Origin of the sequence: Candidimonas humi (genome assembly GCF_019166065.1) — a bacterium.
GTDB classification, from domain to species: Bacteria; Pseudomonadota; Gammaproteobacteria; order Burkholderiales; family Burkholderiaceae_B; genus Candidimonas; species Candidimonas humi.
The window spans coordinates 621550-648233 of sequence record NZ_JAHTBN010000002.1 but is presented as its reverse complement, the minus strand read 5'-3'; the positions used below and the strand labels follow the sequence as shown (position 1 = coordinate 648233).

Sequence of the window (26684 nt, the reverse complement as noted above, 5' to 3'; positions counted from 1 at the left end):
TCCTCAACGGCTTATTTCATTGGGCTCGCCGGCGCATTCCTGGCCAACTTGTCCGCCAGTTCCAATATGCGCTGCGCGCCATAGACAATCGGGTAATCGATGAACTGGCCGTCCAACTGGATGGCGGACGAGCCTTCGGCCTCGGCCTGGGCGAAGGCTTCCACCACTCGCCGGGCCTGTGCGACCTGCGCATCCGAGGGCGTGAACATGCGATTCACGACATCCACCTGGTCGGGATGAATGCACAGCTTGCCCTGGAAGCCCAGGCCGTGCGCCCGCTCTGTCGAGGCGGCAAACCCTTCGGGATCTTTCAGGCGCACCCATACCGTATCGAGCGGGGGCTCGATGCCGGCCGCACGCGACTGCAGCACCATCTGGCTGCGGTGGACGAGCAGCTCGTTTTCGTCGCGCGACCAGGCCAGGCCCAGGTCCAGGGTGAAATCCCCCGCACCGAAACTGGCGCGCTTGACCCGCGGCGTGGCGCGCAGAATCTCGCCCAGCCTAGACATGCCGGCCGCCGTTTCTATGATCGGAATCACATCCACGCCGCCGGCAGGCAGGCCTCGATCTCGCTCCAGCTGCGACAACAGCCAGTCCACGGTGAGCAAGTCTTCAGGCGCTTCCACCTTGGGCAGCACGATGCCGTCCAGGCCCGGAGCGACGATCTCGACCATGTCTCCATATGCATAGGGCGTCGACAAGGGATTGATCCGGGCGTAGCCGAGGCAGGTTCGAGGCAGCGACAGCGCTTGCACCACCTTGGGACGGCTGGATACCTTTTCGCTTACAGCGCACGCGTCTTCGAGATCCAGGATGACGGCATCGGCGCCGAGCGTGAACGCTTTTTCCACCCGCCTGGCGTGGTTCGCCGGAGCGAACACAAGAGATCGGAACACACCCATTGCCTGTCTCCTGAATTTGTATTCTTATATTTATACGAATGTACGTATAATATGTACTAACGTTTAAGCATGTCAATAGCCGGCGCCGCCATCAAACTTGCTTCCCGCTACACTTACAATCAGAGACGCATAATTCCAGAGATGCATATTTGGTTTCTGCAGCCTTAATCCGCACCGCGCCTATGCCCAGACAAAATCCTTCCCCTGCGTCCGCGAACCCTGCCTTCTCCGGCGAGAGCATCCAGGCCGGGCGATCTCCTCTGTACATTTCCCTGGCCAAAGCGCTGATACAGGACATCGAGACGGGAAGGTATGCCCTGAACAGCTTGCTGCCTACCGAAGGCGAAATGGCGCAGCGCTACGGCGTCAGCCGGCACACCGTGCGCCAGGCCCTGCGCGAACTCAAGGAGCAAGGGCTGGTCTTGTCCCGGCCCGGCATCGGCACCCGGGTCCGGTCGCGTCCGGAAGCGCCCCGCTTCTTCAGCGGCATCAACAATATTTCCGACCTACTGCAGTTCGTCGGCACTACGGAGATGCACGTCATCTCGCACCAGGAAATCGTGGCCGACGAAGAATCGGCTGCACAACTGCGCTGCCCGCCCGGCCTGGCCTGGCACCGCACCGACATCGTGCGCAAAGTGCCGGGGCGGGCCTTGCCGCTGTGCTATCTGCAGGCATATGTGCGGCCCGAATTTTCCGGTGCGCTGCGTTCCGCCAAGATCATCAGGAAACCCATCTATTCCTTGATCGAAACCCGCTATGGCCTGCGGATCGTCGAGGTCGTGCAGGAAATAACGGCGGCAAACCTGGATTCCAACATGGCGCACAGCCTGAAGGCGGAAGACGGGCAGGCCGCGCTGAAAATCTCGCGATACTATTTCGACAAGAACGGCACCATCGTCGAAGTCGGGATCGGCTACTACCCCAGCGGGCGCTATACGCAAAGCAGCAAGTTCCGGGCAGGCAACGACGGAAGCTGAAGGGCGGCGTTTCAAGCGGGGTGCTCGTGGGGATGATCCCGCCCCCACTGCATGACCGCCTCGCGGGTGCTGCCGTGCAGCCCATGGCTGCGCGGTTCTATCTCGAGCAGACCGGCAATATCCCGCGCGGCGGCCAGGACCGCATCGGCGTTCAGCCCCGTGTCTATGCCCATCAGCTCGAGCATGCGCACCATGTCCTCGGTCGGGAAATTCCCGACCGCGCCCAATGTTTCGGGCATGGCAATACCGCCCCCGATACCGCAAATAGCCCCTTCGAGCCAATGTGCGCCGCCATCGATCGCGGCCAGCATATTCGCGGTGGCCATGCCCGACAGGTTATGTACATGAAAACCGAACTCCACATCGGCGAACTCGGTTCTCAGCCGGGAAAACAGGCTTGCGACATGTCTCGGGTCTTCCATGCCTACCGACCCCGCCAAATACATGCGCCGGATCCCGGCGTCCCGGAACTGTTTCACCATGCCTGAAACCCGGCTCTCGGGAATAATGCCTTCATAAGGGCACCAGAAAGACATCCCGATGGCGAGCACATACCGCAAGCCGGCGGCATCCGCAATACGGAAAGCCTCGATGGCCTGCGCCTGCGCCTGTTCCGGCGTCATATTCTGGTTTTTCTTCAGGTAGGACGCGCTGGCTATGACCAGCCCGACGACCTCGTCGATGCGCGCGGCCACCGCGCGCTGCGCCCCGCGGGCATTGGGCGCCAATCCCCGATAAATCGTGCCCGGCGCCCGTTTGATGCGCTCGCACACCTCTTCCGCATCTTGCAGATTGGGGATGACGCGCGGATGCGCGAAGCCCGTGACTTCGATAGTCGACAGCCCTGCATCGGACAGGCGATCCACCATGCGGATCTTGTCTTCCGTGGGAATCGGCTTCTTCAGGCTCTGCAAGCCGTCGCGCGGACCGACCTCGACGACATCGATATGCTCGGGGAAATACATGGGGCGTGACCTTTCCAGGAATGATGAAGCATCAATGAGAGGCGCTCTGTGCGCCGGCCTCGGGTTCGTCCAAGGCAATGCCCGCCTGGGCGAGATCGGCCGCGGCGTATCCCAGCCGATCGACGAGTATCTCGCGATTATGCTGACCCAGGCGCGGGCCGGGATGGCGTACCGCCCCCGGAGAAGACGACAGCTTTCCTACTACATTCTGCATGTTCAGCACGGTGTCCAGCTCGGCATCGTAAACAGCGCAGATGTTTTCCCGGCTCTTGATATGCGGGTCTTCGAAGATCTGGGCCACATCGTTCACCGGGGCGATCGTGGATTGCAGCGCGCTGGAACGCTCGAGCAGATCGGACAAGGCGAATTTCGCAACCGCCTTGCCGATTTCCTCGTCCAGCGCGGCGACGTTCTGCAGCCGTTTCCGGTTGTCGATGAACCTGGGATCGTTCGCCACCTCGGGAATGCCCAGGGTTTCGCAGAGGTGCACGAACGTGGACTGCGCGCTGCCGGCCAATGCTACCCAGCGCCCATCCCGTGTCTGGTACGTATTGCGCGGCGCGGTAAAAGGCAAGCGGCTGCCATTGCGTTTCTGGACTATGCCCAACTGGTCGTAATTGATCACGTTCGGGCCTATCAGGGTGAGCAGTGTCTCGTATATGCCCAGATCCACGACTTGCCCACGCCCAGTAAGGCGCTTTTCGTGCAAAGCCACCATAGTCAGGTAAGCCGCCATCAAGCCCGTGGTCGAGTCGGCCAGCCCGAAGCCGGGCAGCAGCGGCGCGCCATCGGGATAGCCGCTGATCTGTGCATAGCCGGCATAGGCCTCGGCAAGCGTTCCGAAACCCGGGCGCCCGCTGTAGGGCCCGGTTTGCCCGAAGCCGGTAATTCGCACCATGATCAAGCCGGGGTTGATCTGCGCCAGCACGTCATAGCCCAGGCCCCATTTTTCCAGCGTGCCGGTACGATAATTTTCGACCACCACGTCCACATCGGCGACCAGCTTCTTGACCGCCTCTACGCCTAGCGGCGTGCGCAAGTCCAGCGTGATGGATTTCTTCCCGCGATTGAGGACTTTGTAATACAGGCCCACCCCTTCCTTGCTTTCGCCCCACATTCGGATTTCGTCGCCGTGGACAGGCCGTTCCACCTTGAGCACATCGGCGCCGAAATCCGCCAGGAACATGGAAGCCATGGGCGCGGCCAGGAAATTCGACAGATCAAGGACCTTTACATCCTTGAGCGCACCATTTCGATCTAGTGACTTCCCTGGCATGCCAATTCCCCGTAATATACGTATGTACGTACATTATGGAAGAAGACATACAGCGCGTCAAGACATCGCCCTTCCCGTGCCCGTCCACTTAAAGAGCTCCGCCCATGCCAGCCCATTTCCTGCCCGAAAACACCGTCCCCGATGACGCAGAGAATCAAGCCATATACCAGTCGCTGAGCCGGCTCACCGGCGTCGACAGGCCAGCATTGATTTTCCGGACGATAGCCGCGACGCCCGGCGCCTTGCCGTGGTGCTGGCGCCGCATCGGGCCGCTGTACCAGCGCGGGCAGGTTCAAGATGCAGGCTGGAAGATCGCCCCTGCCATGGAACTGGCGCCGGAATGCCAATTCCCCGAAGAGGCCTTGATGCTGCTCGGCATCGACCAGCCGGCCAGGCAAAAAGCGGAAAGAGCGCTTGACGTATACAACCGCGTCAATCCATGCAATCTCATTGCCATCGGCGTGCTGGACTTGATACTGGGATCCGCATCGCAACGACAAAGGAACAATGTGCCGGCGCCTGCCCCCGCGGAAGAATGGGTCCCGCCGCCGGCTATCGTCCCGATCACAACCATGCTTGCGCCCCAGGACATTCCCGATACCACAGCAAGATTGATCCAGGAGATAAGCCTCGACCAATCCGCCCCGGGTGAGCCTCGCTTATTTCCCAGCCTTTACCGGCACCTGGCCGACATACCCGGCTTTCTTCCCGTAGCGTCGATACTCTTGCAGCCTTTGATCCGGCGCGGGCAACTGGATTTGTTCGTCAGGCAAGTGCGCGAATCCGCCCTGCGCGAATCCGCCAGATTGGCCGAAACGATAGATTGCCCGGACAAGGACGAACTGCCCGACCGGGACCGCATCCGGGTCTTGCTGGAACGATTCTCGTGGAAAATCCCCGAGATGATCGTCGTGGGCGAAATTCTGCGCCGCGCCCTTCCGGAACCCGCCGGCAAGTTACGGAACCAGTAGCAGCGAGCCCATCCGTGCGCGGGATTCCATCGCCCGATGCGCCTGCGCAGCGGCCGCAAGAGCGAACTTTTGCATCGGGCCAGGCTTCAACACGCCCTCGGCGAATGCCTTGAAAAGCTGCTGCGCAACCTCGCGGCGATGATCGGCATGGCGCAATTGCACGAATACGCTCATGCGCGACAGGGAGTTGGACTTCTTGAACAGAAGCGATACTTCGAAGGGCGGCACGGCCCCCGACGACTGGCCGAAGTTGGCCAGATGGCCGGTGGGCGCCAGGCAGGCCAAAGAGCCAAAAAAAGTATCCTTGCCCACCGAATCGTAGGCGGCCTGCACCCCTTCGCCTGCGGTGATTTCGTTTACTCGCGCCACGAAATCTTCGTCGCGATACAGGATTGCATGCGAGCACCCATGCCGCAAGGCAAAGTCGGCCTTCTCGAGCCCGCCCACCGTGCCGATCACGCAGGCGCCCTTGGCGGCCGCCCATTGACATAGCAAGGCCCCTACCCCGCCGGCGGCGGCATGCACCAGCACCCGGTCCCGCGGCTTGACGGCATAGACCTCATGCAGCAAGGCGTAGGCCGTAAGCCCCTTGAGCAAGTGTGTCGCGGCCAGCTCGTCGGAGATACCGTCCGGCAAAGGGATGAGCGCATCTTCATCGATGGTACGCGCGGTGGCATAGCAGCCGTACTGCCTGGTGATATAAGCAACGCGGTCGCCAGGCCGGAACCGAGTGGCGCCGGGCCCGGTGGCAGTGACCACCCCCGCCGCCTCTATGCCGGGGATGCCCGGCAAGGCCAAGGTATGGTACAGGCCCGAGCGCACATACACATCGTGGAAGTTGACGCCGATGGCCGTGTGCCGGATCTGTACTTCTCCAGGGCCAGGTTCGGCGACATCCACGTCTTCAAGGCGTAGCTGATCGGGATCGCCCGCGCCGCGCAGGACAATGGCAGGTAGACGCATGCTGGTTCCTTGTGTATTGACCCGCATACACAGTGAGTTAATGGCATGACACGGGTCGTGTCACAGTAGGCACCCACATAAGAATCACAAGTGTCATTATGCATCACGGGCAGACTATGGCCGGTGCTGGCCGGCCCGGCAATTGACACATGCCGCAATTGGGCCCTATGGTCACGAGAGTATGCTCGCCAACGCAGACTGTCCGCCCGCAGCCGGGGAACTGAGAAATAAGGGGAGGAGCTTTCTGCGATACGCAATGCCAGCAGGAGCAATTTTTGTACTTTACCTGCCACGGAAAAGAAACTCATGACCCAACGCACCGCCACGCCGCCGGATGTTCGCCCTCTCAGTATCCATGACATTACGGTTATCGATGATGCCAAGCTCAAGAAAGCCGTCACGGCTGCGGCACTTGGCAATGCCATGGAATGGTTCGATTTCGGAGTCTATGGATTCGTCGCTTTCGCCCTGGGCAAAGTCTTTTTCCCAGATGCCGCGCCCGCCGTCCAGACGATCGCGGCGCTGGGCACGTTCTCCGTGCCCTTTCTGGTTCGCCCGCTGGGCGGGGTTTTCTTCGGCCTGATGGGTGATCGCTTCGGGCGGCAAAAGGTGTTGTCGCTCACCATCATCATCATGGCGATCAGTACCTTCTGCATCGGCCTGATCCCGTCCTACGCCAGCATCGGCCTGTGGGCGCCCATCATACTGTTGCTGTGCAAGCTGGCGCAGGGCTTCTCGGTTGGCGGCGAATACACGGGGGCCGCGATCTTCGTAGCCGAATATGCTCCCGATCGACGGCGTGGATTCCTGGGCAGCTGGCTGGATTTCGGCTCTATTGCCGGTTTCGTCCTGGGCGCAGGCATGGTCGTGCTGCTGCAGGCGATACTGGGTGAGGCTTCATTCCTCGATTGGGGGTGGCGCATTCCCTTTTTTATCGCCGGGCCGTTGGGGCTGCTGGGGCTGCACCTGCGTCATGCGGCGGAAGAAACGCCCGCCTTTACCCAGCAGTTGGAAAAAATGGAAAAAGAAGACCGCGATGCCATCAAAGAGCGGCCGACAATGTCTTTCCTCGATATCTTCTCAACATATCGCAAGCCGCTACTGGTCTGCATCGGCATGGTTCTGGCCACCAATATCACCTACTATATGCTGCTGACCTACATGCCGACCTATCTGTCCAGCAGCCTGGGATATTCCGAGGATCACGGTGTACTTATTATCGTCGTGGTCATGATAGGGATGCTGTTCGTACAACCTATCGTCGGATTTTTCAGTGACAAAGTCGGCCGCAAACCATTCTTGCTGATCGGCAGCCTGGGCCTGTTGATTATTGCCTTTCCGGCTTTCATGCTGATCGGCCATGACAATATTGGCTTGATTTTCGTGGGCCTGCTATTGATCGCGATCTTCCTGAATTTCCTGATCGGCGTCATGGCAGCCACCTTGCCGGCGCTTTTTCCCACGCGCATCCGATATAGCGCATTAGCGAGCTCATTCAATGTGGCAATCATTATCGCCGGCCTGACTCCAACGGTCGCCGCCTGGCTGGTAGAAACAACGAACAACTTGATGGTACCCGCCATTTATTTGATGATAGCTGCCATGATCGGTTTGATTACATCGTTCTATCTTCCGGAAACCGCGAATCGCCCGCTGCGCGGCGACACCCCCAATGCATCCAATCCCCGCGAGGCAAGAGCGCTGCTGCAGCAGGCCTACGATCATATAGAACAGACAGTCCAAGAAGTCGACGAAGAGATTGTGGCTCTGGAGCAGCAAATCGAAGTGCTGAAAGCACGCCGCCAGAGATTGACCGATCGGCATCCCGACCTGGAATGATGCGCCGACTAGACCTTTACCGCGTCGGCTATGGCTATGGCGTGCGGCCTCACCTTGTCGGCCTCCACGGCTCTACAACCCCGACAGTCAGCCGCAAATTGGGTGCCGTGGCGCACACACGCTCCATCAGCCGCGGGAGCAGCACGGCGGTCACGCCCTCCGAAGCCATCAATTGATAATGGCCGCTGTGGGTGGCGGGATCAAAAGCATCCGTAATGCGTTCCGCACCAGACAATAGTTCGATCGCGTCCTGCGTCCCCCGCGCCAGTTCCAGCAATTCCATCCTGCCCGGACTCACCGCTCCTGGATATGCTCGCGCAACCAATCCGCAAAATGCTGTTCGCCCATGTCGCCGGCGGCCGCGGAAAATAAAGTCCACGGCTTGTTGATTTTTCGATTGCCCGACATCGGAATTGGACTGGGGCCTGCTCACCCTAAAGGGGTGCCACACTTTTAGGCTGAACAGGCCCTAAAGACTGCGGAAATACGGAACGCGGTGACTCTGCAAGGGATAGATGTTCGCAGGTATAGGATCGCGACAAAAGGTCCAAATTAGGTAAAATAGATCAAATAGGCTTTTCCATGGAGAACATGATGGCTGCGCAATTTGAAGCAATTTCCCAGTTGCCGACGGCACCCGCTTCGACCATCAAACGCGAGGGCTGGAAAGGCGTCATGCGCTCGCTGAGCGGCGTGGGCCGGCTGGTAGTCACCAATCATAGCGAGCCAGAGGCCGTCATTCTGTCTACCCAGGAATACGACCGGCTTATCAAAGCGGCCCGCTCCGCCGCCAACGCGGTCAATGATCCGCTGCAAGCGCTCCGGGATCGGTTCGATGCCCGGCTGGCTACGCTCGACACGCCCGATGCCGGGCACCGGCTGCGAGATCTGATGGCCAACCCGGGGACGCTGGATGGCAAGGTCAAGGCCGGGGACACCTATTAATGCCGAACAAGCCCGTCTTGTATGTGCTGGCCGGCGTCAACGGCGCCGGCAAGAGTTCCATCGGCGGCCATTTGCTTACTCGAGCAGGCTTGGCTTGGTACAACCCGGATGATTTTGCCAGGGTGTTAGCGTCCGATTACGAAGTCGCCCAAGAGCAGGCCAATATAGAAGCCTGGCAAGAAAGTGTGCGCCGATTGCGGCAGGCCATGGCCAAACGCAGCTCCTTTGCGTTCGAGACGACACTGGGTGGGCAAAGCATTACACAGTATCTGTTGCAGGCATGCGAGACGCATGACGTCATGATCTGGTATTGCGGGCTGCGCGATCCCCAGCTTCACCTTGATCGCATCAGGCAACGTGTCCAAAACGGCGGCCATGACATCCCGCAGGCCAAGGTGCATCAGCGCTGGACGTCTTCCTTGAAAAACCTGATTATCTTGATGCCGTCTTTAGCGCATTTGCGCGTGTACGACAACAGCACGCAATATGAAATAGGACAGGCGATCGGCGAGCCGAAACTGCTCCTGGAAATGTGCGCCGGCAAGCGCCTTTATCCAGTCACACTTGTAGAGGCTGCCGATACTCCAGAATGGGCTAAACCAGTGCTTGAAGTGGCCTTTGAGTTGGATCCGGAAGCACCTTAGCGCCCCTGGACTGCATGAGTGGATCGGGCAAGCAACTGCACAGATCTATACGTCCACACGCGACCGATACACTGACACACACCACATGGAAAGGCTTTAATTTCACCCTTCCTCCTACCGCCGACACGGTCGTTTATTTACAGCAAGTCTTCGTAAAACGCACCGAATGGTCTTGTCGGATGTGCGATTTGAATTTCCAGAATCCACAGTCCCCCGCTCGGAGTATGTGGCAGGTCGGCGAGTTTCCCGGGTTTGTAAATCGAATGGGGAAAGTCACCGACACGGTGGCCCTTCATGTCGAGGTTGAGTTTCCACCCCATGGATTCAGCCTGCTCCGCAGCATAGGCGTATAGCGCCTGTCCTGTGACGCCGTGCGTCTGCCAGTATTCCCGAACCACCTCGAAAAGACGCTTCGCATCCGAGGCGCACCGACGCATCTCCGGGTCATGGCCGGTGGTGCGAGTAAGGCCACAATCGCCTTCGTGCCCTTGCCACATCACTCCGATGTCAATGAAGTAGATATCGTCATCACCAAGAATCGGGTCGTCTTGGCTCTGTTCGCCAAATGTCCGCAGGGTATTGTGGCCAAACCGTATCAATACCGGATGCCAGATTCGCTCCATGCCCAAGGACGCCAGCAAGGCCTTGCCGGCGGAAAGTGCCTCGGATTCACGCATGCCAGGGCGGATTGTCTCGGCGATCTTTTCCGTGGCGGCCCAGGTAAGCGCTTGTGCATGGCGCATGGCCTCAGCGCTGAAATTGGCACCTACCGCTTCTTTGGCGGCCAGAGTCATGGAAGCTTCTCCTTAAAACGGATCAGACACTTTGCTATTTACCTCCGGCAAAGGCCACTCAAGCCGCCCCCCTATTCCACCGTCACGCTCTTGGCCAGGTTCCGCGGCTTGTCCACGTCCGTCCCGCGTGCACACGCCGTGTGATACGCCAGCAGTTGCAGCGGTATCGTATGCAGGATCGGCGACAGCTTGCCGTAGTGTTCGGGCATGCGTATGACGTGTATGCCTTCGCTGCTGCCGATGCGGGTGTCGGCGTCGGCGAAGACGTAGAGTTCGCCGCCGCGGGCGTGGACTTCCTGCATGTTGGACTTGAGCTTTTCCAGCAGTTCGTCGCGCGGGGCGATGGTGACTACCGGCATGTGCTCGGTGACCAGGGCCAGGGGGCCGTGCTTGAGTTCGCCGGCGGGGTAGGCTTCGGCGTGGATGTAGCTGATTTCCTTGAGCTTGAGCGCGCCTTCGAGGGCGATGGGGTAATGCATGCCGCGGCCCAGGAACAAGGCGTTTTCCTTGCTGGCGAAACGGTCGGCCCAGTCCATGATCTGGGGTTCCAGCGCCAGCACCGCGCCTATGGCCACGGGCAGGTGGCGCAAGGCCTTGAGGTGCTCGGCCTCTTGTTCGTCGTTGATCTGGCCCTTGACCTGGGCCAGCGCCAGGGTCAGCAGGAACAAGGCGGTGAGCTGGGTGGTGAAGGCCTTGGTCGAGGCTACGCCGATCTCGACGCCGGCGCGGGTGATGTAGGCCAGCTTGCACTCGCGCACCATGGCGCTGGTGGCGACGTTGCAGATGGTCAGGGTCTGTTCCATGCCGAGGCTGCGCGCGTGCTTGAGGGCGGCTAGGGTGTCGGCGGTCTCGCCGGATTGCGAGATGGTGACGACCAGGGTGCGCGGGTTGGGCACGCTGTCGCGATAGCGGTATTCGCTGGCGATTTCGACGTTGACGGGGATGCGGGCGACGGACTCTATCCAGTAGCGGGCGGTGAGGCCCGCGTAGTAGCTGGTGCCGCAAGCCAGCACCAGGACGTTGTCGATGTCCTTGAAGATCTTGTAGGCGGCGTCGCCGAAGAGCTCGGGGGTGATGCTTTCTATGTCTTGCAAGGTGTCGCCGACGGCGCGGGGCTGCTCGAAGATTTCTTTCTGCATGTAGTGGCGGTAGGGGCCGAGTTCGGCCGCGGCAGTATGTACATGCACGGTGTGCGCCTGGCGTTCGGCCGGCCGGCCCTGGCCGTCGACGACCCAGATGCGTGCGAGCTGCAGGTCGACGACGTCGCCGTCTTCGAGGTAGACGATCTGGTCGGTGGTGCCGGCCAGGGCCAGGGCGTCGGAGGCGAGGAAGTTTTCGTTGTTGCCCAGGCCCACGACCAGCGGCGAGCCGTGGCGCGCGCCGATGACGCGATGCGGTTCGTCGCGGCAGAACACGGCGATGGCGTAGGCGCCGGTAAGGCGGCGCGTGGCCTGCTGCACGGCTTCGAACAAGTCGCCCGCATAAAGATGGTTGATGAGGTGGGCGATGACTTCGGTGTCGGTCTGGCTTTCGAACACGTAGCCGGCGGCCTGCAGTTCGGTGCGCAGTTCGTCGTGGTTTTCGATGATGCCGTTGTGCACCAGCGCGATGCGCGCCGGGCCTTTGCCCAGGCTGGAGAAATGCGGGTGGGCGTTGTGGGTGGCGGGCGCGCCGTGGGTGGCCCAGCGAGTGTGGGCGATGCCGGTGTAGCCGCTGAGGTGTTCGGCCTGGATCTCGCGTTCGAGTTCGGCCACGCGCTGGGTGCTGCGTGCGCGCTTGAGTTCGCCGTCGGCGTAGACGGCGACGCCGCAGGAGTCGTAGCCTCGGTATTCGAGACGCTTGAGGCCTTGCAGAAGAATGGGGGTGATGTCGCGTTGAGCGACGGCGCCGACGATGCCGCACATATTAGTGGCTCCTTGTTGGGTTCCGAGGTTTGCGGCGCCGGGAACTTCCGGCGCCTGGCAAAGGCGGAACTGGAATGGGGTCTATTGTGGGCATGCAGCAAAGAAATTAGCTTTCTTATTTAATATATATATGAAATATAATTTCTTTACAAATATGTATTGAAATTATATTTCATTTAATATGTTATTTTTATGATTTAGGCCGTTAAATCTTGCCTGGACTCGGCAGCTATAGATTTTTCGGCACAGGGGCCCAGAATCTTTGAAGCGTTGCACGCGGAGCGTAGTGCGAGTCAGTCGACATCGACATCTACGTCTACATCTACGTCTGCGCCAGGCCTTGTGGCGTGCAGAGGCCAAAGACATGCCCGGCCCGTCGCCCCGTCACCAGACCCTCAGCCTGGGCAGGCTCTTTTCGACCAAGACGGAAATAAAGCAGAGATCGAGACACCGATATGAGCGACAAGCCCTCCCCACTGGTCCCGCTGGACGACCTGGACCGCCGCATACTGGAACAGATGCAGGTCGACAGTTCCTTGACCAACCAGGAACTGGCGCAACGGGTGCATGCGTCCACGCCCACGTGCCTGCGGCGGGTGCGGCGGCTGACCGAAACCGGCGTGATCGCCAAGCAGGTAGCGATCCTGGACCCGGCCAAGCTGGGCAGCACTTTGACGGCCATCATCGAGATCACGCTGGATACTCAAGGCGCGGAACAACTGGACAGTTTCGAAGCTGCGATGCAGGACGAAGACGCGATATTGCAGTGCTACCGTGTTTCGCCCGGCCCCGATTTCGTGCTGCTGGCCCAGGTGGCCGATATGCCGGCCTATCACGCCATGGCTCACCGGGTGTTCACCAGCCACGCCAATGTGCGCAACGTGCGCACCTTCTTTTCCGTGCATCGCGCGAAATTCGAGACGCGCATCGACATCGCCTGATCCTGTCGTGCTATTGCGATTTGGTATGCAAGGATAGAGGTAACCAGATGGGCTGCAAGCATGGTGCCATTGCCTGTCGCGCCCGGCAAGGCCGGCTGCCTTGCGAGCGCATGAGCCACACCGCAATGAGGGCAATGGCTACATGCCTGCAAGCGCAATAGTGCGACAGGATACTAAGCGCACAATTAAGGGCGGGACCGCGGCGCCGCCAAGCCTCGATATAGCTCGATATACCGCTCGGCCATGTGGGCCGGGCCGTGTTCGCGCACGACATAGGCGTAGGCTTTTTCGATGACGGACTGGCGCAGCGCCTCGTCGTCGAGCAGCCGCGCCATGGCGTGCGCCAAGGCCATGTGGTCGCCGACCTCGCAATCCAGGCCGCGCCCGTCGGCCAGGCTTTCCTTCAGGCCGCCGGCATTGGTAGCGGCGACCGGCACGCGCCGCAGGAAGGCGTCCAGCACGCTGGTGCCCAGCGCCTCGGCGCGCGAACTGAGGACGAACACATCCATCAAGGCATACAGGTCTTCCACCGCCGGCTCGAAGCCCGCTAACAGATAGCGATCCTGCAAGCCGAGCTCGGCCACCAATTGGCGCGCCGGCTCGGCGGCATCGCCTTCCGCCCCCAAGTGCACGAACACGAAGTCATCGCGACTCTTGCCGAGCTCGTGCACGGCGCGCACCAGGGTGCATGGGTCTTTCTCGCGCGTCAGCGCAGCGGCCGTGGCCAGCACGCGCCGGCCGCGCAAGTCCAGGCGCGCGGCGAATTCACTGCAATGCGCAGGATTTGCCGGCGTGGCTTCGACCGCGCTGGGGATGATGCTTACTGCCAGGCCCAGGCTGCGCGGCTGCGCGGCGGCAGCCTGGCTGATCGCCACCAGCGCATCGGCGCGGCGCCATTTCCAGATGGTCCGGGCCATGCCGCCGCCCTTGGTGAATGCCGTGCGGCGCGTAAAAACCACGGGCCGGCGCAGCCAGCCCTTGAGCAGGGCCAGCCAGCTCAAGGTATTGGCGGTCTGCGCATGCAGGATGTCGTAGGCGCGCCCGTGGCGCAGCAGCGCGGCGCACAGGCCGGCCGCGCCGGAACATTCATGCACCGTATGGCCCTCGGCCAGCGCGCGCTGCGCCAGTTCGCCGCCGCGGCGCGCGAGCAGCGCGGTCTCGTGGCCGGCGCGGCGCAGTTCCCGCAGGGTCAGCAGCACCTGCCGTTCTCCGCCGCGCCAGCCCCGCTCGAGGTTCAATTGCAGGATGCGCATGGCGATTCAGCGCCCGAGGCCAGCAATGGGGTTCATGGGACGCATGGCGGTTCAGCGCTCGGGCCGATGACGAGGTTCATGGGGCGCATGCTGGCCCAGCACTCGGGGCCGGTGACGAAGTTCATGGCACGCATGGCGGCCCAGCGCCCGGGGCCAGTGACGAGGTTCATGGCGCGCATGGCGGCCCAGCGCCCGGGGCCAGTGACGAGGTTCATGGCGCGCATGGCGGCCCAGCGCCCGGGGCCAGTGACGAGGTTCATGGCGCGCATGGCGTCAGAACTCCAGGTCGGCGACCGGATTCATATGGCGCACGATATTGATCAGCAATGCCGCCAGCGCACAGCAGATGGCGGCCACCACGCCCAGCACCGGGCCGTGCAGCGCGCTGGACGCGAAGGCGATCGCCACCAGCGCGGTGCCGGAGCTCTGGCCGAACACGCGGGTGGTGGCCTGCATGCCGCCGGCCGCGCCGCTGCGGTGGCGCGGCGCGCCGGCCAGCATGGCGCGGTTGTTGGGGGTCTGGAAGAAGCCGAAGCCTATGCCTCCGAAAAACATGGCCGCGGCCATCCAGACGAAGGGGGTGCCCACGGGCAGGGCGGCGGTTATGCCCAGCCCCACGGCCATACAGCCTGCGCCTATGGCGCAGAGTATCGCCACCGGGAACTTGTCGGACATGACGCCGGCCAGCGGCGCCATGATGGCGACGGCCAGGGACCACACGCCCAGCAGCAGGCCGACCTGGGTATCGCTTTGCCCCATGACTTTCTGGAAATAGAAAGGCAGTGCGACGAAGGACGCCATTTGCGCAGCAAATGAAAAGCCCGACGCGGCCACGGCAAAGGCCACCGGCTTGATGCGCAGCAAGTCGATGGGCACGAGCGGAGCCGGCTGCTCGCGCGAGCGGCGCACCAGCACCCAGCCCGCCAGGGCGGCCAGCGGCAGGCACCAGGCCGCGCGCCAGGGGAATTTGACGATGGCGTCCAGGCCCACGATGGCAGCCCCGAAAGCCACTACGCTGAGCGCGCAGGCCGTCCAGTCGAAGCGCACAAGATTGCGCGGCACATCGGGCAGGAAGCGTATTCCCAGATAGGCCAGCAAGCAGATGGGCACATTGATGGCGAAGATCCAGGGCCACGAGGCGATGGTCAGGATGAAGGCGCCTATGGTCGGCCCCAGCACCGACATGACGCCCACCACCATGGCGTTGAGGCTGATGCCGAAGCCCAGTTTGCGCAAGGGGTAGATATTGCGCACCAGGCCGCCGAACAGGCACATCAGCATGGACGCCCCGAAGCCCTGCGCCACGCGCCCCAGCACCAGGCCGAACAGCGTGGTCGACAGGGCGCAGCCCAGCGACGACAGCATGAACACGGTGATGCCCAGCCCGAACATGCGCCGGAAGCCGATGCGCTCGGCCACCGCCGACAGGGGCAGCAGCGACACCACGACCATCAGGCTGTAGGCGATGACCACCCACACCACCGCGGCCGGGTCTATGGACAGGTCGCGCGCGATGGTGGGCAGCGCGACGTTGGCCACCGTCGCGTCCAGCGTGGACACGGCCATGGCCGACATCAGCGTAATCACGGCCCAGTAGCGCCGCGGTACGGGCAGGCCGTCGGAAGTAGGCGCGGCTTTCCTGCCGGAAGTACTGTGATCGGCCACGGTCAGGACTTTTTGCCTGGACGCGTCCAGCCTTCGATGGTTTGTTGCTTGGGCCGCGAGATCGTCAGCTTGCCCGCCGGCGCGTTGCGCGTAAGCGTGGTACCGGCGCCCAGGGTCGCGCCCTCGCCCACCGTCACGGGCGCCACCAGTTGCGTGTCGGAGCCGATGAAGGCGTCGTCGCCGATGACGGTCTCGAACTTGTTGACGCCGTCGTAATTGCAGGTAATGGTGCCTGCGCCGATGTTCACGCGCGCGCCGATGCGCGCGTCGCCGATATAGGCCAGGTGATTGGCCTTGGAACCCGTGCCCAGCCGGCTTTTCTTGATTTCGACGAAGTTGCCCACGTGCGCCTCGTCGCCCACATCGGCGCCCGGGCGCAGGCGCGCATAGGGGCCGATCCGCGCGTCGGCGCCGACCACGGCCTGCTGGATATGGCTATAGGCCTCGATGTGCGTGCCCGCGCCGATGCGCGCGTCTTTCAGCACACAGTGCGGCCCGACGCGCACGCCGTCGGCCAGTTCGACCGTGCCCTCGAATACGCAGCCCACGTCGATGAAGACATCGCGTCCGCAGGCCAGCGAACCGCGCAGGTCAAAGCGCGCCGGGTCGGCCAGGGTCACGCCCTGTTCCAGTTGGCGGCGCGCCTGCTCGCCTTGCCAGATGCGCTCGAGCGCGGCCTGCTGCACGCGGCTGTTGACGCCCAGCGTTTCCCAGACGGCGTCGGGCTGCGCGGCATTGACGGGCACGCCGTCTTGCACCGCCAGCGCGACCACGTCGGTAAGGTAGTACTCGCCCTGGGCATTGTTGTTGCGGATGCGCCCCAGCCAATCCTTGAGGCGCGCGGTGGGCGCGACCAGCATGCCGGTATTGACTTCGCGCAAGGCCAGCTCTTGCGGGCCGGCGTCCTTGTGTTCGACGATGCGCAGCACATGTCCCTGGGCATCGCGCACGATGCGGCCGTAGCCGGTGGGGTCCTGCAGGGTTTCCGTCAGCACGGCCGCGCCTTCGCCGCGCGCCTGCAGCAGGCGCCGCAAGGTTTCGGCCTGGACCAGCGGCACGTCGCCATACAACACCAGCGTGGCATCGGCGGCGCCGTCGCCTTCCAGCAATTGCGGCACCGCCTGTTGCACTGCATGGCCCGTGCCGTGCTGGGGACGCTGCATGGCGAAGCTGAGATCGGGCTGGCCGGCAAAGGCTTGCTGCACGCGCTCGGCGCCGTGCCCGACGACCACTACGATACGGTCGGGGTCCAGCAATCGGGCATTATCCAGCACGTGGGCCAGCATGGGTTTGCCGGCCACTTGGTGCAGCACCTTGGGCAAGTCGGACTGCATGCGCTTGCCGAGGCCGGCAGCGAGTATGACGATATTCAGCATAGGTCGATTGAGATAAGCATCCTGGAAAAACAACGGCCTGTCTCGTCCGCCCGCGCAAGGTCTCGTGTCGCGCCGGCAACTTCGCCGCCGCAAGTACCGCCTGCTGCGTATAGGCATCCCTCGGGGACTATTTTATTTCCATATCGAGACAAGGGCAGCGACGCCCCGAAAATGTACTGCCGGCGGGCATGGCGGGCGTACGCGCCCGGCGTGATGCGCCGCGGCGCGCGGTGCGCGATGCGCACCGCAGCCGGATCGAGCCACGGGCGCAGCGCCCGTAGCGACGTAGGCAGTATAGGCAGCGTACGCAGCATAGGCCGCAGAGGTAGCGCAGGTAGCGCCGGCAGCATGGGCGGCGCCGGCTCGCATGGGCCGGCGCCGCGCCCAGGCCTGCAGCCGCGAACCTGGCTTCATGCGGCCGGCCCTGTCTTGCCGCCCTTGCCTGCGCCGCCCGTACGCTTGCGCGCCGCACCCTTGGCCGCAGCGGCCTTGCGGGCCGGCTTGGCCTGTGGCGCCGCACCCGCGGCAGGCTGCGCGTCGGGCTCGGCAGGCCGCATGGTGGCGGCGGTGGCCGCGGCGAGCGTGTCGAACTGCTTCTGCAGCATTTCCCACCAGCCTTGCGTAGCGGCCTGCACCGCGGATAAATCCATGGAGTCCGCGGCGCCAGTGGCCGCACCGCTGGCCGCCGAACCCGACCCCACCCCTGCCGCCGAACCCGCACCCTGCGCAGAGCCCGCACCCGGCACCGAACCGGCATCGGCTGCCGCGGCGGCCTGGGCTGCAGCATCCTTGGCCGCGGATTGCCCGGCGCCAAAGGCGCCGGCCGCCTGGCCCGGTGCGCCGGCCGCGGCCTGGGCGGCCGCCGCGCCCGTACCCATGAACGCCTTGACGGTGGCGATCGTGGCGCGCTGCACTTCCAGCCCCTGTATGGTGCTGGACAGCATGGACAGGTTCATCTTCAGCCAGTTCTCGACCACCTGCAGTTCGGCGATGCGGCGTTCGAGGTCTTCGGGATTCATGGACGCGGCCAGCGCCGACTGCCCCAGCGCGCCGGTGCCGGCCAGTCCTTGCCAAGCCTGGCGCATCATTTCCATGCTGGCCATCAGGGGGTTCTGGCCAAGCTCGGCGGACTGGCCCAAGCCGGGCAGCACAAACGGATTTGTATTTTGTTGATTGGCCATGGCGGCTCCTTGGGCTGCAATCATTACGCCCCGGGCAGGGCGGAATACCGGGCCCGCCGGCCCCGCGCGCGCCGGGAACATGTCCCACGCACCGCGGCAACGAGGCCCGCCGGCAGCCGGAACGCCCCATACTGCGGGCGTTGCCGTAAGATTAAACTGAAGTGCGCCTAGCGTCTAATTGGCTAATATATATTCGACAACGATTCGACGACATCGGCCGATATATCGACGACACTGCGATGTATCGGTGACATCCGCGACGCAGCGCCGGGCCAAGCCGGGCGCGCCGATCGAACACAGCAAACCACGGACCGCGAACCCGGCCTGCCCATGAAAACCACCTATACGCTTGCGGAACTGGAATCGGCCATCAACTACTGGCGCGCCCGTTCGCCCGCGACCGGAGACGAGCTGGCGCTGTGCCCGCAGGCCAGCGCCCTGGCCGAGCCGTATGCGCTGATGATTTTCGAGGGGCGGCGCGAAATCGCCGCGGAACACCTGCCCCCGACGGCGCAAGAAGCCCTGGCGAGCTGGGATGCGGCGGAAGACCGCCGCTAGGCATCTACAAACCAAGCCACGCAGCAGGCTGCCAGGTGCCAGCCATAACCTGAAATAAGCCCCCGGCATGCCGCCAGGCATCACCCATAGCCATGCAAGTAAGGCACGGGCTCGCGGCCAGACGCCAGCCGCAACCATGCAGCAAGCTGCCGACCCGCCGCTAGGCGGCCTGCACCGTGCGGCGATACAGGCAATCGACGATCACCAGTTCGGCCTCGAGCGTAAATTCCCCGGCCTGCACCATGGCCCAGGCCTCTTCGACCGGCACGCTGCGTATTTCGCTGACTTCGCCGTCCTGGTTGCACGGCGCGGCCGAGGCGGGCAGCACGCACTCGCTGACCAGCAAGTCTTCGACCTGGTAGCCTTCGGGCAGGCGCCGGTGCATGCGGGTGATCATGTGCAAAGGCGTGCGCGCCTCGAGCTGCGCGGGCCGCAGGCCTGCTTCTTCGTGGCTCTCGCGCAGCAGGGAGTCGTCGAGGTTTTCGCCGGCCCCCACGAGCCCCCCGACCAAGGTATCCCACATGCCGGGATTGGTCGATTTGGTCATGGAGCGGCGGGCGATCCAGAGCTCTCCGGCCGGAGTCCAGGCGTTCAGGTGCACCGCCCGCGTCAGCAAACCCAGGGGCCGCATGGCGGCGCGTTCGATGACGGACAAGCGGCGGCCTTCGCCGACCACGTCCAGCAGTTCGTTGCGCCAGCCGCGCGCGCAGCCCGCGTCGTACAACACTTGGGCGACGCGCTCGAGCACCGCCTTCAGGACGATGCGCTGGCCGCTGGCGGCCGTAATATGCACGGCCTCATCTTCGACCTTGACGCCGGGCAAACCGGCCAGCGCCTGCGTGGCCTTGGCGGTGATCCAGCCCGACACACGCCCCGAAACAGTCAGGGGACGCGAGCCGCTGGGAGGAAGATGCTGGGCCTGGCGACCCAGCTTGCGCTGGCGCTCTTGCAGCGCCTGAGCCGGTACTCCGGCAGGCAAGTGGTTCATGCAATTGTTTACGGAATGGCGTGGCTGGAAATACGGCCCCATAGGAAGAAAACACTTCCAGCCCAAGTCGAATCAAGGCACGATTGTCGCATGTTCGCTATAATTCTGCGGTCTTTTAGTAATTCGAGCAGGTAATTTCAGTTTCACTTATTACAAGCCTGCCATTCACCATCCTTGTGTTACCCCCGGAAACAGGCGGATTGACGCGCGCCGGCTTCCTGGCGAAACACGCCGTATTTCGAGGTCAGCATGAAGAAGTTGAGAGGGTTACTGGGTGCCGGCACGTTGCTGCTTGCGGGCGTTGCCAGTGCGGAAGTCAAAGACATGCCCGGCGGACCCAGGGTCAATCAGCTCAATCTCCACAACGGGGTCACCGAAATCTCCAACAGCATCATGTGGCTGCACTGGATGATGCTGATCATCTGTACGATCATCTTCATCGCCGTGTTCGGCACGATGCTGTATTCGATCATCTACCACCGCAAGTCGCGCGGCGTGGTGGCCTCGAAATTCCACGAAAGCACGGTCATCGAAATCGCCTGGACGGTGGTGCCCTTCCTCATCGTCATCGGCATGGCGCTGCCGGCCACCCGCACGGTCGTGGCCATGAAGGACACCTCCAGCCCCGACCTCACCGTCAAGGTTACGGGCTACCAATGGAAATGGGGCTACGACTACCTGGACGGCCCCGCCTCCGGCGTGCAGTTCCTTTCCAACCTGAAGACCCCCATGGAGCAAATCCAGGGCAAGGCGCCGAAAGACGAGTTCTACCTGATGGAAGTCGACAAGCCCATGGTGGTGCCGGTCAACAAGAAGGTGCGCGTCATCCTTACCGCGGCCGACGTGATCCACTCGTGGGGCGTGCCCGACTTCGGCGTCAAGCAGGACGCCATCCCGGGCTTCCTGCGCGACACCTGGTTCCGCGCCAACAAGGTCGGGACGTACCGCGGCCAATGCTATGAACTGTGCGGCAAGAACCACGCGTTCATGCCTATCGTCGTCAAGGTGGTTTCCGAGCAAGACTACGAAAAATGGGCCGCCGACCAGAAGAAAGCCCTGTCCAGCGCCGCCGACGATCCCAACAAGAAGTGGACCAAAGACGAACTGATCGCCCGCGGCAAGGAAGTCTTCGGCGCCAATTGCGTTGCCTGTCACCAGGCCAACGGCAAAGGCATCCCCGGCACCTTCCCCGCCCTGGACGGCGACGTGAAATTCGTGCTGGCCCCCAAAAAGGGACAGATCGAGACCGTGCTCAACGGCCACCCCGGCACCGCAATGCAAGCCTGGCGCAATCAGTTGAACGACGTCGAGATCGCCTCGGTCATTACATACACGCGCAACGCGTGGGGTAATGCTGGAAAGGGCCCGGATCCGGTGGTACAACCGTCTGATGTGAAGGCCTTGCGCTAGGCCGGCACGCGCCGGCCTCGGGTACTACAATAAATCGTACGTTTTTTCCCCAGGGCAGCCGCGATGCGGCGCCCTGGTCGAGTAGGAAGGAGTTCACCATGAGCAGCATCACTGCCGACCACATACCAGCAAGTCACGGTCACGAAGACCACGACCATGCGCATCCCATACCGCACGGTTGGCGCCGCTGGCTGTTCGCCACGAACCACAAAGACATCGGGACGATGTATCTCATCTTCTCGTTCTGCATGCTGCTCGAAGGCGGCACGCTGGCCCTGCTGCTGCGCACCGAGCTGTTCGAGCCGGGCCTGCAGTTCTTCCAGCCGCAGTTGTTCAACCAGTTCACCTCCATGCACGGCCTGATCATGATCTTCGGCGCCATCATGCCGGCGTTCGTGGGCTTTGCCAACTGGATGGTTCCCCTGCAGATCGGCGCCTCCGACATGGCGTTCGCCCGCATGAACAACTTCAGCTTCTGGCTGCTGCCGGTCGCCGCCACGCTGCTGACGATCTCCTTCTTCGTCCCCGGCGGCGCCAACGCCGCGGGCTGGACCATGTACGCGCCGCTGTCGCTGCAAATGGGCCCGGGCATGGACTTCACGATCTTCGCCGTGCACATCATGGGCGCCTCGTCCATCATGGGCGCGATCAACATCATCGTGACCATCCTGAACATGCGCGCCCCCGGCATGACGCTCATGAAGATGCCGCTGTTCTGCTGGACCTGGCTGATCACCGCCTACCTGCTGCTGGCCGTGATGCCCGTGCTGGCCGCGGCCGTCACCATGATCCTGACCGACCGCCACTTCGGCACCACGTTCTTCAACGCGGCCGGCGGCGGCGACCCGGTACTGTTCCAGCACGTGTTCTGGTTCTTCGGCCACCCCGAGGTCTACATCATGATCCTGCCGGCCTTCGGCATCGTGTCCGAAGTCATCCCGGCCTTCGCGCGCAAGCCGCTGTTCGGCTATGCCTCGATGGTGTATGCCACCGCCTCTATCGCCATCCTGTCCTTCCTGGTGTGGGCGCACCACATGTTCACCACCGGCATGCCCGTCACCGCCCAGTTGTACTTCATGTACGCCACCATGCTGATCTCGATCCCGACCGGCGTGAAGGTGTTCAACTGGACGGCCACGATGTGGCGCGGCTCGATGACCTTCGAAACCCCGATGCTGTTCGCGACCGGCTTCATCTTCGTGTTCGTGATCGGCGGCTTCACCGGCCTGATCCTGGCCTTGGCCCCCATCGACATCGACCTGCAGGACACCTACTACGTGGTGGCCCACTTCCACTACGTGCTGGTGGCGGGTTCCTTGTTCGCCATGTTCGCCGGCGCCTACTACTGGCTGCCCAAATGGACGGGCCGCATGTACGACGAGAAGCTCGGCAAGTGGCACTTCTGGTCGACCATGATCTCGTTCAACGTCACGTTCTTCCCCATGCACTTCCTGGGCCTGGCCGGCATGCCGCGCCGCTATGCCGACTACCCGGCGCAGTTCACCGACTTCCACCAGGTCGCAACCATCGGCGCCTTCTGGTTCGGCCTGTCGCAACTGATCTTCCTGTACGTCGCGCTCAAGGCCTGGTCGGGCCGTGGCGAACCCGCCCCCGCCAAGCCCTGGGAAGGCGCCACCAGCCTGGAATGGACCATCCCCTCGCCGGCGCCGTACCACACCTTCGTTACGCCCCCGGACGTCAAATGGAGCAAGACCGGCGCCGTGGTGGTGACCGAGTAACCGACAGCCGTATCGATATTTGCCGTAATGACACCTGAACAACGCCGCCGCAACCGTAGAACCGGGCTGATACTGGCCATCTTTGCCATAGCGATCTTCGCCTGGTGTTTCTACCGCGGCGGCCTCATGATGGCCGGCTAGCACAGATTCAAGAATGGCCGACGAAAACCAAGACCCTCCCAAGCGCAAGTTGAATTTCCTCCAGACCATGAAGGCCGTGAGCTGGGCGTTCTTCGGCGTGCGCAAAGGCAAGGGCTACGCGGAAGACATCGCCAAGCTCGATCCCGGCCACATCATCATCGGCGGGATCATCGCGGCGATCTTGTTCGTACTGGTATTGGTATGGATTGCCCACATGGTCGTTTCCAGCGCCGTGGGCTGAGCCATATGGTTCGAATTACAACTATTTCAGTTTCGTATATTTGCATCAGGAGAACACCATGAGTGCGAGCCACTCGGCCACCCAAGGCGCAACGGCACCCTATTACTATGTGCCGCCGGATTCGATGCATCCGATCCGCGGCGCCATCAGTCTATTTCTGGTCCTGCTTGGCGCTGCGCTCTGGATCAACAGCTATGGCGCCGGTGTCTACCTGTTCGTCATCGGCATAGCCTCCCTGCTGTTCGTGCTGTATCGCTGGTTCGGCGACGCCATCCACGAATCCGAAGGCGGCATGAACAGTAAGCGGGTCGACCACTCGTACCGCTGGAGCATGGCCTGGTTCATCTTCTCCGAAGTGATGTTCTTCGGCGCCTTCTTCGGTTCGCTCTGGTATGCGCGCGAAGTCACCACGCCGTGGCTCAGCAACCTGGACACCACCACCCTGCTGTGGCCGCACTTCGCCGGCACCTGGCCCAACTTCGGTCCCGCGGGCACCATCGCCCCGTTCCAGGCCGTAGGCCCCTTCTGGCTGCCCACGATCAACACCGCGCTGCTGCTGAGCTCGGGCCTGACCCTGACCATCGCCCACCATGCGCTGCGCGCCAACCACCGCAGCAAGGCCATCTTCTGGCTGCTGGTCACGGTGATCCTGGGCTTCTCTTTCGTCGGCTGTCAGGCGCACGAATACCACGAGGCCTACACCGAACTGAACCTGCGCTTCGATTCGGGCATCTTCGGTTCGCTGTTCTTCATGCTGACGGGCTTCCACGGCTTCCACGTGATCCTGGGCGCCACCATGCTGACCGTCATCCTGCTGCGCCTGATCCGCGGCCATTTCACGCCCGACCATCACTTCGGCTTCGAAGGCGCGGCCTGGTACTGGCACTTCGTGGACGTGGTCTGGCTGGGCTTGTACTTGTTCGTGTACTGGTTCTAGGTACTACACGCGCCGCGGGCCGCCTGGCGCGGCGCCGCGGCAGGCCCCACGGGGCCGGCATTTCATGGCAATACCCGAAAGGCTGGCTGCGCCAGCCTTTTTTCCAGTGGCGCGAACATGGCAGCGCACTTGCAGCCCCGGCGCAGCAAGGCAGCCCAGGCCGCGGCCACAAGGCCCAGCAAGCGCACATGGGCACAGACACGATGTACATAGCGCCCTCGCCTCGCGGTTTCAAGGGCGCCCGGCCGCCGGCCGGCAGGCCAACCCAGGCCGGACCGGCGGAACAGCCCCGAAACTACCGCGCCTGCAGCCCCGTGCTCTGTATCCAGCCCATGTGGTGGGCGAACAGCACGAACAGGAACAGGGCTATCGACAGGCCGATGCGCACGGTCAGGGCATTGACGGTGCGGTTGGTGCCGCCCTTGTCGCGCATCAGGTAGTACAGGGCGGAGGCCAGGCTTGCCAGGATCCCCAGGAAAGCCAGGATTACTACGTAGCGCATAACAGCCTCCAGTAAAACTGGAATTATTGCAGACATGACCGCAACTTCGAGCATTGCCCCCAAACGCACGCTGGCCACTCTGGTGGTGCTGGCGGCTTTGCTCGCCATATTCGTGGAGGCAGGGCGCTGGCAGTTGCGGCGCGCCGACGAGCGCCGCGCCATCGGCCAGCAGATCAGCGCCGCCAGCAGCCACGCGCCGCTGCAACTTCAGGCCGGCACGCCGCCCGCGGAATTCATCAAGTGGCGCAGCGCCCTGGCTTCAGGCACCTGGGTGAACGCCGCCACGGTGCTGGTGGAAAACCGCAGCTTCGAGGGACGGCCCGGCCTGTGGGTCGCCACGCCCCTGCTGCTGGATGCCGGCTCGCGCAGCGCCGTCGTGGTGCTGCGCGGCTGGATACCCAGCCCCATCGGGCCCGAGGCCCGGCTGCAGGCCATACCGGCCCCCACGGCGCCCGTGACGCTGCAAGGCACCATGACCGACCAGGTGCCGCGCCTTTTCGAGCTGTGGTCGCTGGAACACCGCCACGCCGGCAAGATGCCGGCGCGGCTGCCGGCGCCCGGGCAAGAGCCGCCGCGGGTACAGAATATCGACCTGGCCGCCTATGCGCAGGCCAGTGGCTTAAAATTGCTGCCGGTCGTCGTCGAACAGACCAGCGACGACGGCAGCGGCTTCGTCCGCCAATGGCCCCAGCCTTCGCAGGACGCCAACCAGAACATCAGTTACGCCATGCAGTGGTTCAGCTTCGCCGCCATTGCCGCCATCGCGTGGCTGGTGACGCTGGCGCGAGCCCTGCGCCGCCGCCGCGCATCGGGCGCACAGCCCGGCCGCCAGCCCTGAAGGCCGTCACTTTTACCCCCGAGGAATCCGTGTCCAGTTCGTCCAGCTCCAGCTCCAGCTCTATCAAGCTTATGCCAACCAAGCCCGCCAAACCGCGTTCCATCCTGCCCCTGGTGCTCGTGCTGCTCGTCTGCCTCGCGCCGCTGGTCTTCGCCCTGCTCGCCTATTATGTGCCCGCGCTGGGCCTGCGCCCTTCCGGCGAAAACAACTACGGCGCGCTGGTCGAGCCGCAACGCCCGGTGCCCGAAGCCCAGGCGCTGGACCTGCACACGCTGGACGGCCAGCCCTTCGACCTGCGCAGCCTGCACGGCAAGTGGGTGCTGCTCAGCGCCGGCAGCGGCGCCTGCCCCGAATCCTGCGTCAAGAAGTTGTTCATCCTGCGCAATTCGCACGCCAGCCAGGGCAAGGAAGTCAACCGCCTGACGCGTGTCTGGTTCATCACCGACGACGCGCCCGTCTCGCAGCAGATCCTGGACGCCTACAAGGGCACCATCATGGTGCGCGCCGATCCCGCGCGCCTTGCCGCCTACCTGGCGCCCAAGACCACCGACCCCAGCGCCACCCTGGCGACCCCGATGTGGATCATCGACCCCCTGGGCAACCTGATGATGCAGTTCCCCGCCAACGCGGACCCGATCAAGGTGCGCAACGACATCAAGAAGCTGCTGGCCAATTCGCGCATCGGCTGAAATGAAACACGCCCCCACGTCGCCTGCGCGCGCCGCGCTGCG

28 protein-coding genes are annotated in these 26684 nt (G+C 63.0%); 14 read left to right on the top strand and 14 right to left on the bottom strand.

Annotated features, from left to right (window positions below):
* Window positions 1–11: 11 nt before the first annotated feature.
* The gene (locus tag KVP10_RS06380; RefSeq protein WP_217963662.1) at window positions 12–902 is read right to left on the bottom strand and encodes an HpcH/HpaI aldolase/citrate lyase family protein; all 891 of its coding nucleotides are present in this window, start codon (window positions 900–902) and stop codon (window positions 12–14) included.
* A 182-nt stretch (window positions 903–1084) separates the two neighbouring features.
* On the opposite strand from KVP10_RS06380, the gene KVP10_RS06375 reads away from it, so the two are divergent.
* Window positions 1085–1882 (top strand): GntR family transcriptional regulator, encoded by a 798-nt coding sequence (locus KVP10_RS06375; RefSeq protein WP_217963661.1) that lies wholly within the window; start codon window positions 1085–1087, stop codon window positions 1880–1882.
* A gap of 11 nt (window positions 1883–1893) precedes the next feature.
* Here the strand turns inward: KVP10_RS06375 and KVP10_RS06370 are convergent, their stop codons facing one another.
* Entirely contained in the window at window positions 1894–2847 is a 954-nt protein-coding gene (locus KVP10_RS06370) for a hydroxymethylglutaryl-CoA lyase (protein WP_217963660.1), read from the bottom strand.
* Between the two features lie 31 nt (window positions 2848–2878).
* Window positions 2879–4123, bottom strand: coding sequence for a CaiB/BaiF CoA transferase family protein (locus KVP10_RS06365; RefSeq protein ID WP_217963659.1), 1245 nt, complete (start codon window positions 4121–4123; stop codon window positions 2879–2881).
* Between the two features lie 104 nt (window positions 4124–4227).
* Here KVP10_RS06365 and KVP10_RS06360 point away from each other — a divergent pair, with 104 nt between their 5' ends.
* Window positions 4228–5094, top strand: a complete 867-nt coding sequence (locus tag KVP10_RS06360; protein ID WP_217963658.1) for a hypothetical protein — start codon at window positions 4228–4230, stop codon at window positions 5092–5094.
* On the opposite strand, the gene KVP10_RS06355 is transcribed toward KVP10_RS06360, so the two are convergent.
* A complete protein-coding gene (locus tag KVP10_RS06355) occupies window positions 5080–6057 on the bottom strand; it encodes a quinone oxidoreductase family protein (RefSeq protein WP_217963657.1) in 978 nt (325 codons plus the stop codon). The two genes, KVP10_RS06360 and KVP10_RS06355, sit on opposite strands and share 15 nt — an antisense overlap.
* Window positions 6058–6363: 306 nt before the next feature.
* On the opposite strand from KVP10_RS06355, the gene proP reads away from it, so the two are divergent.
* Window positions 6364–7896, top strand: a complete 1533-nt coding sequence (gene proP, locus KVP10_RS06350; RefSeq protein ID WP_217963656.1) for a glycine betaine/L-proline transporter ProP — start codon at window positions 6364–6366, stop codon at window positions 7894–7896.
* 49 nt (window positions 7897–7945) lie between these two features.
* Here proP and KVP10_RS06345 read toward each other — a convergent pair whose 3' ends face one another.
* A complete protein-coding gene (locus tag KVP10_RS06345) occupies window positions 7946–8179 on the bottom strand; it encodes a hypothetical protein (protein WP_217963655.1) in 234 nt (77 codons plus the stop codon).
* 299 nt (window positions 8180–8478) lie between these two features.
* On the opposite strand from KVP10_RS06345, the gene KVP10_RS06340 reads away from it, so the two are divergent.
* Both KVP10_RS06340 and KVP10_RS06335 read left to right on the top strand, forming a co-directional pair.
* Complete coding sequence (locus KVP10_RS06340) at window positions 8479–8841, top strand: type II toxin-antitoxin system prevent-host-death family antitoxin (RefSeq protein ID WP_217963654.1); 363 nt, start codon at window positions 8479–8481, stop codon at window positions 8839–8841.
* On the top strand, window positions 8841–9485 hold the full coding sequence (locus KVP10_RS06335) for an ATPase (protein WP_217963653.1): 645 nt from the start codon (window positions 8841–8843) through the stop codon (window positions 9483–9485). The genes KVP10_RS06340 and KVP10_RS06335 overlap by 1 nt, the downstream gene beginning before the upstream one ends.
* A gap of 137 nt (window positions 9486–9622) precedes the next feature.
* On the opposite strand, the gene KVP10_RS06330 is transcribed toward KVP10_RS06335, so the two are convergent.
* Window positions 9623–10279, bottom strand: a complete 657-nt coding sequence (locus KVP10_RS06330) for a M24 family metallopeptidase (RefSeq protein ID WP_217963652.1) — start codon at window positions 10277–10279, stop codon at window positions 9623–9625.
* 71 nt (window positions 10280–10350) lie between these two features.
* Window positions 10351–12183, bottom strand: coding sequence for a glutamine--fructose-6-phosphate transaminase (isomerizing) (gene glmS / locus KVP10_RS06325; protein WP_217963651.1), 1833 nt, complete (start codon window positions 12181–12183; stop codon window positions 10351–10353).
* Window positions 12184–12638: 455 nt separating this feature from the next.
* On the opposite strand from glmS, the gene KVP10_RS06320 reads away from it, so the two are divergent.
* Window positions 12639–13124 carry an Lrp/AsnC family transcriptional regulator gene (locus tag KVP10_RS06320; RefSeq protein WP_217963650.1) on the top strand — a complete coding sequence of 162 codons (486 nt, stop codon included), beginning with the start codon at window positions 12639–12641 and terminating at the stop codon, window positions 13122–13124.
* 185 nt (window positions 13125–13309) lie between these two features.
* Here KVP10_RS06320 and KVP10_RS06315 read toward each other — a convergent pair whose 3' ends face one another.
* From KVP10_RS06315 to KVP10_RS06295, 5 genes are all read right to left on the bottom strand, one after another.
* Complete coding sequence (locus tag KVP10_RS06315) at window positions 13310–14377, bottom strand: glycosyltransferase family 4 protein (protein WP_217963649.1); 1068 nt, start codon at window positions 14375–14377, stop codon at window positions 13310–13312.
* A gap of 32 nt (window positions 14378–14409) precedes the next feature.
* Window positions 14410–14637 carry a hypothetical protein gene (locus KVP10_RS06310; protein ID WP_217963648.1) on the bottom strand — a complete coding sequence of 76 codons (228 nt, stop codon included), beginning with the start codon at window positions 14635–14637 and terminating at the stop codon, window positions 14410–14412.
* 13 nt (window positions 14638–14650) lie between these two features.
* A complete protein-coding gene (locus tag KVP10_RS06305) occupies window positions 14651–16042 on the bottom strand; it encodes an MFS transporter (RefSeq protein ID WP_343218696.1) in 1392 nt (463 codons plus the stop codon).
* Window positions 16043–16044: 2 nt separating this feature from the next.
* The gene (gene glmU / locus KVP10_RS06300) at window positions 16045–17418 is read right to left on the bottom strand and encodes a bifunctional UDP-N-acetylglucosamine diphosphorylase/glucosamine-1-phosphate N-acetyltransferase GlmU (RefSeq protein WP_217963647.1); all 1374 of its coding nucleotides are present in this window, start codon (window positions 17416–17418) and stop codon (window positions 16045–16047) included.
* A gap of 410 nt (window positions 17419–17828) precedes the next feature.
* The gene (locus KVP10_RS06295) at window positions 17829–18599 is read right to left on the bottom strand and encodes a PhaM family polyhydroxyalkanoate granule multifunctional regulatory protein (protein ID WP_217963646.1); all 771 of its coding nucleotides are present in this window, start codon (window positions 18597–18599) and stop codon (window positions 17829–17831) included.
* 330 nt (window positions 18600–18929) lie between these two features.
* Between KVP10_RS06295 and KVP10_RS06290 the strand changes: the two genes are divergently transcribed.
* A complete protein-coding gene (locus tag KVP10_RS06290; protein ID WP_217963645.1) occupies window positions 18930–19157 on the top strand; it encodes a DUF3717 domain-containing protein in 228 nt (75 codons plus the stop codon).
* A 160-nt stretch (window positions 19158–19317) separates the two neighbouring features.
* Here the strand turns inward: KVP10_RS06290 and KVP10_RS06285 are convergent, their stop codons facing one another.
* Window positions 19318–20145, bottom strand: a complete 828-nt coding sequence (locus tag KVP10_RS06285) for an NUDIX hydrolase (protein WP_217963644.1) — start codon at window positions 20143–20145, stop codon at window positions 19318–19320.
* A 249-nt stretch (window positions 20146–20394) separates the two neighbouring features.
* Here KVP10_RS06285 and coxB point away from each other — a divergent pair, with 249 nt between their 5' ends.
* The 5 genes from coxB (at window position 20395) to KVP10_RS06260 (ending at window position 24613) form a co-directional block, all read left to right on the top strand.
* Window positions 20395–21555 carry a cytochrome c oxidase subunit II gene (coxB, locus tag KVP10_RS06280; RefSeq protein WP_217963643.1) on the top strand — a complete coding sequence of 387 codons (1161 nt, stop codon included), beginning with the start codon at window positions 20395–20397 and terminating at the stop codon, window positions 21553–21555.
* Between the two features lie 98 nt (window positions 21556–21653).
* Window positions 21654–23294, top strand: a complete 1641-nt coding sequence (ctaD, locus tag KVP10_RS06275; protein WP_217963642.1) for a cytochrome c oxidase subunit I — start codon at window positions 21654–21656, stop codon at window positions 23292–23294.
* 27 nt (window positions 23295–23321) lie between these two features.
* On the top strand, window positions 23322–23435 hold the full coding sequence (locus KVP10_RS06270) for a cytochrome oxidase small assembly protein (RefSeq protein WP_217963641.1): 114 nt from the start codon (window positions 23322–23324) through the stop codon (window positions 23433–23435).
* A gap of 13 nt (window positions 23436–23448) precedes the next feature.
* Window positions 23449–23676, top strand: coding sequence for a DUF2970 domain-containing protein (locus KVP10_RS06265; RefSeq protein WP_217963640.1), 228 nt, complete (start codon window positions 23449–23451; stop codon window positions 23674–23676).
* Between the two features lie 58 nt (window positions 23677–23734).
* Window positions 23735–24613, top strand: coding sequence for a cytochrome c oxidase subunit 3 (locus KVP10_RS06260; protein WP_217963639.1), 879 nt, complete (start codon window positions 23735–23737; stop codon window positions 24611–24613).
* Window positions 24614–24908: 295 nt separating this feature from the next.
* On the opposite strand, the gene KVP10_RS06255 is transcribed toward KVP10_RS06260, so the two are convergent.
* Complete coding sequence (locus KVP10_RS06255) at window positions 24909–25115, bottom strand: twin transmembrane helix small protein (protein WP_217963638.1); 207 nt, start codon at window positions 25113–25115, stop codon at window positions 24909–24911.
* Between the two features lie 34 nt (window positions 25116–25149).
* Between KVP10_RS06255 and KVP10_RS06250 the strand changes: the two genes are divergently transcribed.
* Both KVP10_RS06250 and KVP10_RS06245 read left to right on the top strand, forming a co-directional pair.
* Window positions 25150–25953 carry an SURF1 family protein gene (locus tag KVP10_RS06250; RefSeq protein ID WP_217963637.1) on the top strand — a complete coding sequence of 268 codons (804 nt, stop codon included), beginning with the start codon at window positions 25150–25152 and terminating at the stop codon, window positions 25951–25953.
* Between the two features lie 71 nt (window positions 25954–26024).
* Window positions 26025–26642, top strand: a complete 618-nt coding sequence (locus KVP10_RS06245) for an SCO family protein (RefSeq protein WP_217963825.1) — start codon at window positions 26025–26027, stop codon at window positions 26640–26642.
* Window positions 26643–26684 lie beyond the last annotated feature (42 nt).